Consider the following 13,051-nt stretch of genomic DNA (forward strand, 5'->3'; position numbering starts at 1 on the left):
TAACAGTATACGGCAAGGAGGATTTAAGTTTATGACCGCAAGCGGACAAGTGAAGGAATTAAGCCTGAAAGGGCGGGATATGATAGAGCTGGATGAATACTCCACGGAAGAAATTCAGTTCTTGCTGGATTCGGCTATCGAGATTAAGCGCAAGCAGAAGAACGGTGAAGTCTATCAGCCGCTGAAAGGCAAGACGATCGGCTTGATATTCGAGAAGTCGTCCACGCGGACACGGATTTCGTTCGAGACGGGAATGTTCCAACTGGGCGGACATGCACTCTTTTTAAGCAAAAATGATATTCAGCTTGGACGCGGGGAGCCGATCAGCGATATGGCCCAGGTAATGTCCCGCTATCTGGACGGCCTGATGATCCGTACCTTCGGACACGACAATGTGGTGAACCTGGCGAAATATGCCTCCATTCCGGTCATTAATGGTCTGAGTGATATGGCACATCCATGTCAGGTGCTGGCGGACCTGCAGACGGTGCTGGAGCACAAGGGCAAGCTGAAAGGCCTCAAAATGGCCTTCATCGGCGATGGCAACAACATGGCGCATTCCCTTCTGATTGGCGGAGCCAAGATGGGCATGCATGTGGCCCTTGCCAGTCCGAAGGGCTACGAGGCGGATGCCGGCATTGTGAAGCTGAGCGAGGATATCGCAGCACAAACCGGCGGCAGCATTACGATTACGCAGGATCCAATCGAAGCCGCGAAGGATGCGGATGTGATCTATACGGATGTATGGGCCAGCATGGGCTTTGAAGAGGAGCAGGCACAGCGGGAAGTTGCGTTTGCAGACTATCAGGTGAACGAGGAACTTGTAAAGGCGGCGAAGCCGGATTATTTGTTCCTGCATTGCCTTCCGGCCCATCGTGGCGAAGAGGTCAGCGAAGGGGTGATCGACGGCCTCAACTCCGTCATATTCGATCAGGCCGAGAATCGTCTTCATGCCCAGAAGGCTTTGATGGTTGCTTTGATGGCATAACGCCGTTTATAGCAGAGGGTGCATTCTCTATGAAAATGTCTGCGGACGTTTTCTTTAGTATAATGAACGATAGGGTTGTTAGTAACAAAGAGAGGGAGTTTAACCATGGCAAAACAAAAAATCGTACTGGCGTATTCCGGTGGCCTGGATACGTCCGTAATTCTGAAGTGGCTGAAAGAAACTTATGATGCGGAGATCATTGCTTTCACGGCTGACATCGGCCAGAAGGAAGAGCTGGACGGACTTGAGGAAAAAGCGCTGGCAACCGGCGCATCCAAAGTATACATCGACGATCTGCGCGATGAATTCGCGAATGATTTCATCTACCCGATGTTCCAAGCCGGTGCTATGTATGAAGGGCAGTACCTGCTCGGTACCAGCATCGCACGCCCACTGATTGCGAAGCGCATGGTGGATATCGCACGCGCCGAAGGGGCAACAGCGATTGCGCACGGAGCTACCGGTAAAGGGAACGACCAGGTCCGTTTCGAGCTGGGCGTAGCTGGCTTGGCACCGGACATTGAAGTGATTGCGCCTTGGCGTATCGAGGAGTTCCGCAGCTCCTTCCCGGGACGCGCGGAGATGATTGCTTACGCGGAAGCGCATGGCATTCCGGTAACGGCATCGGCAGCCAAATCCTACTCCATGGACCGCAACCTTCTCCACATCAGTTATGAGAGCGGCGTGCTGGAGGACCCTTGGTTCAATGCAAGTGCAGAGGACAGCAAGGATATGTACCTGCTCAGCGTATCTCCCGAAGATGCACCGGATGAGGCAGAGTATCTGGAGCTTACTTTTGAACAAGGGAATGTCGTTGCCCTAAACGGAGAGTCTCTGAGTCCGCTGCAGGTGATGGAGAAGCTGAATGAGCTGGGCGGCAAGCACGGCATCGGTCGCGTGGATATGGTGGAGAACCGTTTCGTGGGTATGAAGAGCCGCGGTGTCTACGAGACTCCGGGGGGAACCATCCTGTTTACCGCTCATCGCAAAATGGAATCCATCACGATGGACCGTGAAGTGATGAACCTGCGTGACAGCCTCATTACCCGTTACAGCACTTTGGTCTACAACGGTTTCTGGTTTGCGCCTGAGCGTCTCGCACTGCAAGCGCTGGTAACCGAAAGCCAGAAGAACGTATCCGGTACGGTGCGCGTGAAGCTGTACAAAGGCAACATCATCGGAGCAGGCGTGAAGAGTCCGGTCAGCTTGTACAATCCGGATATCGCAACGATGGAAGCTGATCCAACGCAAGCGTATGATCAAGGCGATGCAACCGGCTTTATTCGCTTGAACGCGCTGCGTTTGAAAGTGGCAACCGGTGTGAACCAGAATCAATAAGACTCGCAAGCAAGGGCCCGTGTAGACAGAATGCTTGCACTAAGCACGCGGGCTGGGACATGCGACTGTGAAGCATACAGCATGGTTTGTTCATGGATTTGGCAATAGACCAAGTACAGATGCATGGATCGAGAAGTAATGAACAGGCTGAAGGCCGTTTTCATGCTTGGGAGCTCCGATGTTTCTCGTGATACCGGGAACAGGTGGGGCTTCTAGCGGGAAGCGGCCCTCTGCCTTAAACAGAGAGGGGCAAGTGTTGTGAGCAAGTTATGGGGCGGACGCTTTACGAAGCAGACCAACGCATTGGTGGAGGAGTATACGGCATCCATCGGTTTTGACAAACAGCTGGCTGAGGAGGACATTCAGGGAAGCCTTGCGCATGTGTCCATGCTGGGCAAATGCGGCATCGTGCCGGCAGAGGATGTGGAGACGATCAAGGCAGGCTTGAACAAGGTGCTGGAGCGCATTCGTGAAGGCAGCATTGCGTTCTCTGTATCGGATGAGGATATTCATATGAATATCGAGAAAAATCTGATCGACGAAGTCGGACCTGTCGGCGGCAAACTGCACACAGGCCGCAGCCGCAACGATCAGGTGGCTACAGACATGCATCTGTACCTGCGTAACCGTGTTGTGGCGTTGACTGGTATGCTGCATGAGCTGCAGACCGCCTTGATCGGACAAGCGAAGGATAACCTGGATACGATCATTCCAGGGTATACGCATCTGCAGCGTGCACAGCCGATTTTGTTCGCTCATCATTTGATGGCTTACGTGTCCATGTTCCAGCGGGATATCGACCGCTTGATCGACAGCTACAAGCGCATTAACGTGCTTCCGCTTGGAGCGGGTGCGCTTGCTGGCACAACGTTCCCGATTGACCGTCATTTCGTGGCGGAGCAGCTTGGATTTGACGGCGTTTACGAGAACAGTCTGGATGCGGTCAGCGACCGTGATTTTATTCTGGAATTCCTCTCGGATGCATCCATCATCATGATGCACTTGTCTCGCTTAAGCGAGGAGCTGGTGCTCTGGAGCAGCACGGAGTTCAATTTCATCGAGCTTGACGATGCGTTCTGCACAGGCAGCAGCATTATGCCGCAGAAGAAGAATCCGGATGTGCCTGAGCTTGTCCGCGGCAAAACCGGTCGGGTATACGGCAACCTGATGGGCCTGCTTACCGTCCTCAAGTCGCTTCCGCTTGCTTACAATAAGGATATGCAGGAAGACAAAGAGGGCATGTTTGACACGGTGGCCACGCTGGAAGGTGCACTGCAGCTGTTTGCTCCGATGATCGCAACGATGAAGGTCAACAAGGGCCGCATGCGGGAGGCGGTGAATACCGACTTCTCCAACGCAACGGATATTGCGGACTTCCTGGTCGGCAAGGGACTTCCATTCCGTCAGGCGCATGAAGTGATCGGCAAGACGGTATTGTACTGCATTCAGAACAGCAAGTACTTGCTGGACCTGACGCTGGAAGAATTCAAGCAGTTCTCGGAGCTGTTCGATGACTCCATCTACGATGTGCTTCAGCCCGAGACGGTGGTTAATGCGCGTAATGTGTACGGTGGTACGGCAACCAGTCAGGTGAAGGCTGCGATCGAGCGTTCCGTGCAGACACAACAAGCGACGGAAGAGTGGCTGAACGTTCGTCAAGGAAACGTAGAGTAAGTAGAGTAACGTACACAGAGGGCATGGTTAAAATAAAAAAAGATGGATCAGCACAAACCATGTGCCGATCCATCTTTTTTTGTATCATAAGCATGAGAAGCAGGCAGCAGGTACAGGCTTTCGAATCCCGATTCGAAGCAGGCATAGCTCCATGGATACTTCGCTCAACCAATCAGCGCCTCGGTATTCTCATGTCATAGTTTCTGTTTCTCAGGCCTTCAGTGGAAGCCACTTCAGCACGTCCTGAATGTGGGTATCCCAATAGCCCCAATCATGGCCGCCCGGTCCCTCCTGATATGTGAAATCAAGGGACGTTCCTTCACAAGCTTTGCGGAAGGCCTGATTGTCCTGATACAGGAAGTCTTCCGTTCCGCAGCATTGATACAGGAGGGGTTTTGGCCCTTCCATGCGGTCCACTTCCTGAAGCAGCCACAGCAGGTCGTTGTCGGTGCCGGTAATGTCCCGTTCTCCGTAGACTAATTGGTGCTCAAACAAGGCTTCATTTCTTTCGATATGACCTGCCATGTCGAGTGCTCCAGACAAACTGGCCGCCGCGGCAAAAGATTCCGGACAGCGCAGCGCCAGCTTGAATGCACCGTACCCGCCCATGGATAAGCCTGCAACGAAGTTATCTTCTCTGGCATGCGACAGCGGGAAGAAAGAACGGGCTATGGCCGGAAGTTCTTTGCTGATGAAGGTCCAGTACTTACCTCCGTATTCCATGTCCGTATAGAAGCTGCGGTGTACTTGCGGCATAACAACAGCAATGCCCATCTCGGCGACATAGCGTTCGATGGAGGTTCTGCGCAGCCAAATGGAATCATCGTCAGATAAACCATGCAGCAGGAACAGCGTTGGATGAAGCCCGCTTTTGGCATGGTTGGTCATCCCGATCTGTGATGTGGTTTGCTGAGGCAGAATGACGGTCATGGACGTGCTGAGACCGAGAACCTCCGAAAAAAAGCGACAAGTCATAAGAGCCATGATATGTATCCCCTTTCATTTTTACATATGAGAGATCAACGACGTGCATATCAGAATCATATCATAATTATTTGCCCATTCTCCAAGAAATTCGTATGAAAATGCCTCGGTCTCAAGACCGAGACTAAGTTCCGTCATCGGGCTGTTTTATGAATAGCAACACTATGGTATCTTAGAGGGAGATTATGACTTTAAACGGTGCAAAGTAATGAAAAATACTTGAGAAATAAATAACGTTGCAGGCAGTAGCTGATATATATACAGTCATTACTTTTAAATCCAGAGGAGGATTAACATGATACCACATAACGAAAACTTGTCTGACCTGAAAATATCGGGAACGGGAACTTCAAGCGGCGGTCAGTATAACAAGGTGAGAATTGATGGTGCAGGGCAGGTGAACGGAAATCTGGATTGCGAGGAATTAATAGGTAACGGAACGATGAGTGTGAATGGAGCGGTAGCCGCACGTACAATTCGCGTTAACGGTTCGGGAAGCATCAAGGGAGCTGTAGACGCCGAAGAACTGAATGTTGCCGGCAGCTTGAGTCTGAAGGAAGGGTTGCGCTGCCGTTCTATTGTTATTGGCGGACATTGCAGCATTCACGGAGATTCGGAATCCGAGAGGCTTGAAGTGAACGGAAATTTGCGAAGCCGTGGGGATGTTCGGAGTGAGTCGGCCACGCTTAAGGGAGGCTTTAAGATTGATGGCCGTCTGCATGTAGGAACAGCGGATATTCGAGTGTTTGGTCGCTGTTCCGCTCAAGAAATCGTGGGAGACCGGATTACCATCCGCAAGAAGGGGAAGCGCCTCTGGGAAATGCTGTCCCTGCCATTAAAGGGAGCGCGGGTAGAGGCACGGATTATTGAAGGGGATATCTTGGATTTAGAATATATCGAGGCCGATATTGTCCGCGGTAACCGGGTGATTCTCGGCAAAGGATGCGAGGTAAGGCAAGTGGAATACAGAGACGAATTGACGCAGCATCCGGAGGCAGAAGTCAAAGCATCCCGGCGGTTTTAAGTTAGTTTAACCATGCCATAAGCATTCAGGTTAAGGCCGATTAGGTGGGAATCAAGGAGGCGGCGAAGAGTGGTTAATGATACGGCTGTGGAAAGACCCGGTATTTCTATTATGGGTGACGGAACCGTTGGCGGCGGTGTCGTGGGAAGGCTGCGAATTAACGGCGAAGGTGTCATTAACGGAGATACTGATTGCCATCTGCTGCGCTGTAATGGAAGTGCCATTGTCAATGGAAGCCTGCTCGGAAGGCTGGCACGGGTTAACGGTCATCTAAAGGTCTCTGACCATGTAGAAATGGAGCGTATCCGCATTAACGGGAGTCTTGATGCTGGGAGAAACGCAAGGATCAGCCACATTGGTATGAATGGAGATCTGAGTACAGGGATGGATCTGTTCTTCGTCAAGGGGGTCGTGAATGGCACGGTTACCGTTCAAGGCAATGTGGAAGCAGAGCAGATGACGGTTCGGGGAACGCTAAGCGTGAATGGGCACGTACAGGCCAGGGAATTGAACTTAACGTTAATCAAGCAAATTTCAAGTGTCCCTGAAATTCGAAGCCGCATGATCACGGTAGCGCCGACGAAGCTGGCGAAGTTGTTTCATTCATCCCGCAGGGGGCATCTGAATGCCGAGCGGATCGTAGGCGAGGAGATTCGCTTGGAGAATACGAGAGCGTCTGTTGTCAGGGGCAGCCGAGTGCATATTGGTAAAGGCTGCACCATAGACCGGGTGGAATATACCGAGACTTTCAGTGCAGATGCCAAGGCCGTTGTCAAAGATTTTTATAAAATAGATTCCATATGATTTTTAAGGCTAAAAGCCCGTATTCGCGTGAGTTCGCGTATACGGGCTTTTTTTCAGTTATGTCAATGTTTAAGGTGTACTGATTCCGTCTTCAACCACTTCCTCTTTTGGCGATTCTTTTGCTTCCGGCATCTGGACTTCGTTTGTTGGATTGATCGCAACGATGCTGTTTTGCGCGCGGTAAGTGTCTTTGGATATCTTCACGTTCTCCACGACCTTGCCGTTCACTTTCTTGGTTCGGTAGGTTTCGACCACATAGCCAGGTTTCCCGTTCTGGACTACCTGCTTGAGTCCTGGCGGCAGTGTGGTATTATGGATGACCTTCTCTGGGGAAGGCAGGGTTTCGATGGTGGTGGATACCAGTCCATACTCCGTATTCTCCGGGAAGGTACCGAACATCTTCAGGGTTAATTTTCCGTCTGACACGCTGGAAAGGATCAGCAGATGTTTGCCTGTGTTGTTCCGGAACCTGAAGTTAATGGCGCCCTCGGCAAAGGTGGCGTCCTGCCCCTTGGGCAGGTAGCTGACCGGAAGGGAATGATTGCGCCGTTCGGTTATATCCAGGCCCAGGAGCAGAGCAGCATGATAGACCGTGCTGGATACCTGGCAGATCCCGCCGCCTATGCCCGGGACAAGCTTGCCGTTAACGATAACGGGAGCTTCTTCAAATCCGTACTCCTTCTTCGCGGTATCTATAACATGAGCATAATTGAATTCATCGCCCGGCTTCAAAATCATCCCGTCCACGGCTTTGGCAGCCGCGGTTACGTTATGAACCCGTCCGGGTCCGCTGGAGCCAAGATCAGTGGAGAATTCGATGATTTTACGCTCCACCCCTTCATCCTGCAGCGATTTTACTGTAACCGGGGGCTTCTGACGGATCAAGGGCAGCTGTACCGTGATTTCTTCATCGCCTCTCGGCTCTGTAAACTGGCGTTCATCCGGAAGCGCAGCGCTGAACCCTTCATAGAAAGCCGCCCACTCGATGCGGTAGGCCGTCTTCTCCGGGGTATAGCGGACAACGTCATCACCGGAAATGCTTCGGACCGCATTGACCGGTTCGCCAAAGCGCTCCTTTTGCCAGTCTTCATTCAGCCGCTTCTTCAACGTATCGCGGTTCCAGTCGGTTGATATATGCCACTCCAATTGAAAATGGCGTCTGTACAGTACCTGATCCCACAGTGATCCTTCAGACATCTTGGCTATGGCATCCTGAAAATCGGCTGCGCTGAACTGAACACCGGCATCTTGCAGACTAAAACTTTCCGTGTGACCCTTCAAGGCCTCCGCCGCCAGCTTCACCTTCATCGTACTCATCGCTTGCAGCCGTTGATCCAGCTCGGCGAGCACCTCATCGGCGGGTTTGCCGCCTACCTGCCAGCCGGAGAGAACGACCCCCTTCGGGAGTTCCTTCTGATTCACATACATCGTCAACAGACCGAATCCGACGGAGAGGAGAAGAGCAAAACTGATGACAATGATGAGACCGAGATGAATTTTTTTCATTGGAAACCACCTTCTTAACTTCGTATTGGCCGCAGTTCGTGCACTTGTTCATGTATATGTCACGGTGGGCTTAAACTTTCGGGTACTCAAAAGGTAACAAATTTGTTACAATAGACGATGTCGTGAGGATTTTTCATGGATTTTAAAGGAATTCGATGGATACTGTCGAAAGTATAATGGCTAATTATGGATTGGGAAGTGATGAAGTGATTGAAATGCAGGACGTATGGAAGACCTATCCAAGCGGCGCCCATGCGCTTCAAGGAGTTTCCGTTAAGATCAATCGTAATGAATTCGTCTATGTTGTCGGACCTTCGGGTGCAGGCAAATCGACATTTATGAAACTTATCTATAGAGAAGAAGTGCCCACCAAGGGGCAAATTTCGGTTAACGGATTTAATATCGGGAAGCTGAAGCAGCGAAAAATCCCCTATGTTCGCCGAAATATTGGGGTTATTTTTCAGGATTATCGCCTGCTGCCCAAGCTGACTGCTTACGAAAATGTAGCTTTTGCCATGGAAGTTATCGAGGCGCCGCAGCGTCTCATCAAGAGACGGGTGATGGAGGTGCTGGAGCTTGTGGGCTTGAAAGCCAAGGCTGGCCGCGAGCCTTCCCAGCTCTCGGGCGGTGAGCAGCAGCGAATCGCGATTGCAAGAGCCATCGTGAATAACCCGTCCGTCATTATTGCGGACGAGCCTACCGGCAACCTGGACCCGGAAACCTCCTGGGGGATCATGCAGCTGCTGGATGAGATTAATTTCAGGGGAACCACCATTGTGATGGCAACCCACAACCGGGATATCGTCAACACCATGCGCAAACGCGTCCTTGCGATTGAGCATGGACAGATCGTCCGTGACCAGCAGAGAGGAGATTACGGGTATGAATTTTAGAACCTTCTTGCGGCACTTGCGGGAAGGGGCGAAGAGCGTTTTCCGGAACGGATGGATGTCGGTCGCATCGATTACTTCCATCGTGGTGTCTTTGTTTATACTGGGTGTTTTCATGCTGTTAGTCATGAATGTTAACGCATTAGCCGATAAAGCAGATAGCAATGTGCAGATCAATACTTACTTAAATCTCAACGTGGATGAAAAGCTGCGTGAAACCATCAAGGGTGAAATCGAGGCTATGCCGGAGGTTAGTGCCGTAAAGTTTGTGTCCAAGGAAGATGGAATGAAGGAGCTTGAGGAAAGCCTGGGCTCGGAATGGGTGGAAGGCTTCAGCGAGAAGGACCAGAATCCGCTGCCGGATGCATTTGAGGTTTCCGTCATTCAGCCAACAACGGTCGGCTTTGTAGCCGACAAGATTACAGCGCTGAACCAGAAGTATACGGAGGAGCCGATCCTGCGCGTCAAGTACGGCGAAGGAACGGTAGAGACCCTGTTTAAGATTACGAAGACGGTTCGGAATATCGGGTTTATTTTCGTAGCAGGACTCGGTCTGATGTCCATGTTCCTGATCTCGAACACTATTCGCGTTACGATTCTAGCACGCCGCCGGGAGATTGGGATTATGAAGCTTGTTGGCGCCACGAACAACTTTATCCGCTGGCCATTTTTCGTAGAAGGTGCCATGATCGGCCTGCTTGGGTCGATTGTAACGGTTGTTCTGCTGTTTGTAGGTTACGATCGTTTGTACGCTGCATCGCAAACCGATATCACGCTGGCACAGAGCCTAATCCCGCTGGGGGATTTGTGGCCGCTGATCGGCTCCATCATTGTTGGGCTGGGTATCGTGATTGGCGTCTGGGGAAGTACCATGTCGATTCGTAAATTTTTGAAAGTATAAAACAAGGTAAAGGATGGGGAGCGAAACTTGAAGAAAATCGCCGCAGGAGTAGCAGCCTTATTACTGGCCACTGTTATGATCCAACCGAATGTCGGACAAGCTGAGAAGAAGACCACTGCCGACGTAGATAAAGAGTTGAGAATGCTTCAGGAGCAGGTCAAGCAAGCACGGCAACAGAAGAACAAGGCTGCGGATGATAAACAAGAAGCCCAGCATTATAAGAATAAAACGAACCAGAACCTGAAATACGTCATGGAGCAAATCAGTATCGTCAGTAATGAATTAACCAAAATTTCCGTGAAGATCGACCAAACGGAAGATTCCTTGAAAAAAACAACAAAGGAGCTTGAAGCGGCGGAGGAGCGCATCGCATCCCGTGAAAAGCTGTTGGAATCCCGGATTCGTCTCATTTATATGGATGGTCAGGTATCCTATCTGGATGTGCTGCTCTCCTCGACCAGCTTCAGTGATTTCATTGAGCGCGCGGATTCGTTGAAATCCATCGTGGATCAGGACCAGGATCTGCTCGTACAGCATAAGCAGGACAAGCTGCTGGTCATTGATAAGAAGAAGGAACTTGAAGGCCAATATGCTACAGCCAAAGATCTGTATGGTCAGATGGAAGACCGCAAGAGCATTCTGAACGAGAAGGAACAGGAGAAGCGCGTTCTTCTGGCCCAGTACGATCAGGATATCGAGGATGCTGACATCTTGACTGAGGAGCAGGATAAAATGCTGGTTGCCCTGGCGAGCAAGCGTTCCGACCTGCAGAAGGAAAAGAACAAGCTGGCTGCTGAGGAAGCAGCCCGTAAAGCGGCGGCTGCCAAAGCGGCCGCAGCGAAGAGAGCGAAAGCGACAACCCTCGGCGGAAGCAAGGGCGGCGGTGGATACACAGGAAACGGTGGCCCATTCGCGATTCCGGTCTCCGGTGCCAGACTTTCTTCGGGTTATGGACCGCGCGTGCACCCGGTAACGGGTGAAGTCGGCAAGATGCATACAGGTCAGGATTTTGCTGTTCCGCAAGGGACCGAGATCCGTGCAGCCGAGAGCGGCACGGTGATCTTGGCCGAGTGGTGGAGCGGTTACGGAAACTGTGTTATTGTTGATCATGGGGGCGGTGTGTGGACTTTATATGGACATATCCGCAATGGCGGCATTAAGGTCAGCGAAGGCGACAAGGTGTCCAGAGGGCAGAAGATTGCCGAGGTGGGTTCCACTGGCCAGAGCACAGGACCGCATCTTCACTTTGAAGTTCGGGTCAACGGATCACCGGTTAATCCTTCGCCGTATCTGTAACTGATTCTTATGACCGATACTATATAACCTTCAGACCGCTGTATAAATATTCCCGGCAAGCCAATCATATACTAGGTGGACGGGATTCCCCGTGTGTTTAGCAGTTGAAACGTACAAAGGCGGTGAAGTACTTGCTGAAAAAACGAACGGCTGTCTTTCTGGTCATAGCTGCCCTGTTGTGCGGCGGACTGTTAACGATGGCTTTGACTCAGCTACCTGCTCCCAGTCAGACCGGAGACGGCGAGGGGTTGCTGGCCAGTATAGCGAACAAGAATGGACTGGAGCAGTCTGAAGCGAAGAAATTGGGGACAGCGATTGACCTCATCGAAAGCAATTATTACAAGGATATCGACCGGTCGAAGCTGATTGACGGCGCCATCAACGGTATGATGGAAGCCCTGGAGGATCCGTATTCCAACTATATGGGGAAAGAGACGGCAGCCCAGTTTGAAGAGAGCATTGAAGGCTCCTTCACGGGAATCGGTGCTGAGGTCTCCTCTGTAGACGGCAATGTGATCGTCGTATCACCGATCAAGGGATCTCCTGCCGATAAAGCAGGGATTCGGGCGAAAGACGCCATTCTTTCCGTTAATGGCGAGTCCTTGCAGGGGCTTGAGCTGAATGCGGCCGTAAACAAGATTCGCGGACCTAAGGGCTCCAAGGCCATTCTTCAGATTAAGCGTGCAGGATCCGAACAGCCGATCGAGTATGTGATCGTTCGCGATGATGTCGATCTGGAAACCGTATCTGCCCGGATGGAGAAGGGCGGTATCGGCGTCATTGAGATTTCCCAATTCTCTCTGAATACAGGCAAACGCTTTGAAGAAGAACTCAAGAAGCTGGAAGGTCAGGGCATGAAGGGACTGCTGATTGATGTTCGGAACAATCCGGGCGGCGTATTGTCCGTGGTCATCGACATTGCAGAGCAGTTCGTGCCTAAAGGCGAACTGATTGTTCAGGTAGAGGATAAGGATAAGAAGCGGGAGAAGCATCCTTCGAACGGTGAAGCCAAATCCTATCCGATCACGGTGCTGATGAACAAGGGAAGCGCGAGCGCTTCCGAAATCCTGGCAGGCGCGCTGCAGCAATCTGCAGGAGCTACCCTGATGGGCGAGCATTCCTTCGGTAAAGGGACCGTTCAAACCAGCTTTGACAAGCAGCTTGGCGATGGAAGTTTACTGAAAGTGACAATTGCCAAGTGGTTGACGCCTAACGGAACCTGGATCCATGAGAAGGGGATTGAACCGGATATTAAGGTGTCGCAGCCGGATTACTTCACGGTTGCACCAATCGATAAGAAGAAAACCTATGCGTACGATGCAAACAGCACCGATGTCAAGAACGCACAGATCATGCTGGAAGCGGTTGGTTATAAGACAGGGCGTTCGGACGGTTACTTCGATCGGAATACGGAGAAGGCGGTCAAGAGCTTCCAGAGCAAGAATAAGCTGAAAGCGGATGGTATTATTAATACCGCGACAGCCGAGGCATTGGAGGCCGCGTTGATCGAGAAGATTCAGGATCCGAAAGAGGATAATCAAATGAATCGCGGAATTGCCGAGGTTCGGAAGGAAATCGCCACAAAGGCGTCGAACAAGTAAGAAGGCTGAATTTTAGCCTTCTTTTTTCTTTTAAGGTGCATGTTC

11 protein-coding genes are annotated in these 13,051 nt (G+C 51.4%); 9 read left to right on the plus strand and 2 right to left on the minus strand.

The annotated features are described in order from the left end of the window. Positions 1-31: 31 nt before the first annotated feature. From argF to argH, 3 genes are all read left to right on the plus strand, one after another. Positions 32-988 (plus strand): ornithine carbamoyltransferase, encoded by a 957-nt coding sequence (argF, locus tag B9D94_RS01755; protein WP_148246372.1) that lies wholly within the window; start codon positions 32-34, stop codon positions 986-988. A gap of 105 nt (positions 989-1,093) precedes the next feature. Further along, positions 1,094-2,326 (plus strand): argininosuccinate synthase, encoded by a 1,233-nt coding sequence (locus tag B9D94_RS01760; RefSeq protein WP_076150810.1) that lies wholly within the window; start codon positions 1,094-1,096, stop codon positions 2,324-2,326. A 258-nt stretch (positions 2,327-2,584) separates the two neighbouring features. Next, positions 2,585-4,000, plus strand: coding sequence for an argininosuccinate lyase (gene argH, locus B9D94_RS01765; RefSeq protein ID WP_006213030.1), 1,416 nt, complete (start codon positions 2,585-2,587; stop codon positions 3,998-4,000). A 210-nt stretch (positions 4,001-4,210) separates the two neighbouring features. Here argH and B9D94_RS01770 read toward each other — a convergent pair whose 3' ends face one another. After that, complete coding sequence (locus B9D94_RS01770) at positions 4,211-4,984, minus strand: alpha/beta hydrolase (protein ID WP_006213029.1); 774 nt, start codon at positions 4,982-4,984, stop codon at positions 4,211-4,213. A gap of 295 nt (positions 4,985-5,279) precedes the next feature. On the opposite strand from B9D94_RS01770, the gene B9D94_RS01775 reads away from it, so the two are divergent. Both B9D94_RS01775 and B9D94_RS01780 read left to right on the plus strand, forming a co-directional pair. Then, positions 5,280-6,008 carry a bactofilin family protein gene (locus B9D94_RS01775; protein ID WP_006213028.1) on the plus strand — a complete coding sequence of 243 codons (729 nt, stop codon included), beginning with the start codon at positions 5,280-5,282 and terminating at the stop codon, positions 6,006-6,008. A 69-nt stretch (positions 6,009-6,077) separates the two neighbouring features. Next, positions 6,078-6,812, plus strand: a complete 735-nt coding sequence (locus B9D94_RS01780) for a hypothetical protein (protein ID WP_006213027.1) — start codon at positions 6,078-6,080, stop codon at positions 6,810-6,812. 69 nt (positions 6,813-6,881) lie between these two features. Here the strand turns inward: B9D94_RS01780 and B9D94_RS01785 are convergent, their stop codons facing one another. Beyond that, a complete protein-coding gene (locus tag B9D94_RS01785) occupies positions 6,882-8,318 on the minus strand; it encodes a VanW family protein (protein WP_148246373.1) in 1,437 nt (478 codons plus the stop codon). Between the two features lie 206 nt (positions 8,319-8,524). On the opposite strand from B9D94_RS01785, the gene ftsE reads away from it, so the two are divergent. The 4 genes from ftsE (at position 8,525) to B9D94_RS01805 (ending at position 13,006) form a co-directional block, all read left to right on the plus strand. Then, on the plus strand, positions 8,525-9,211 hold the full coding sequence (ftsE, locus tag B9D94_RS01790; RefSeq protein WP_006213025.1) for a cell division ATP-binding protein FtsE: 687 nt from the start codon (positions 8,525-8,527) through the stop codon (positions 9,209-9,211). Next, the gene (gene ftsX, locus B9D94_RS01795) at positions 9,201-10,109 is read left to right on the plus strand and encodes a permease-like cell division protein FtsX (protein ID WP_006213024.1); all 909 of its coding nucleotides are present in this window, start codon (positions 9,201-9,203) and stop codon (positions 10,107-10,109) included. The genes ftsE and ftsX overlap by 11 nt, the downstream gene beginning before the upstream one ends. Before the next feature lie 27 nt (positions 10,110-10,136). Continuing rightward, entirely contained in the window at positions 10,137-11,405 is a 1,269-nt protein-coding gene (locus B9D94_RS01800) for a murein hydrolase activator EnvC family protein (protein ID WP_006213022.1), read from the plus strand. A gap of 131 nt (positions 11,406-11,536) precedes the next feature. Beyond that, complete coding sequence (locus tag B9D94_RS01805; protein ID WP_148246374.1) at positions 11,537-13,006, plus strand: S41 family peptidase; 1,470 nt, start codon at positions 11,537-11,539, stop codon at positions 13,004-13,006. Positions 13,007-13,051: the final 45 nt, after the last annotated feature.

It is taken from the genome of Paenibacillus sp. Cedars, assembly GCF_003184205.1.
Taxonomy (GTDB): domain Bacteria; phylum Bacillota; class Bacilli; order Paenibacillales; family Paenibacillaceae; genus Paenibacillus_AQ; species Paenibacillus_AQ glucanolyticus.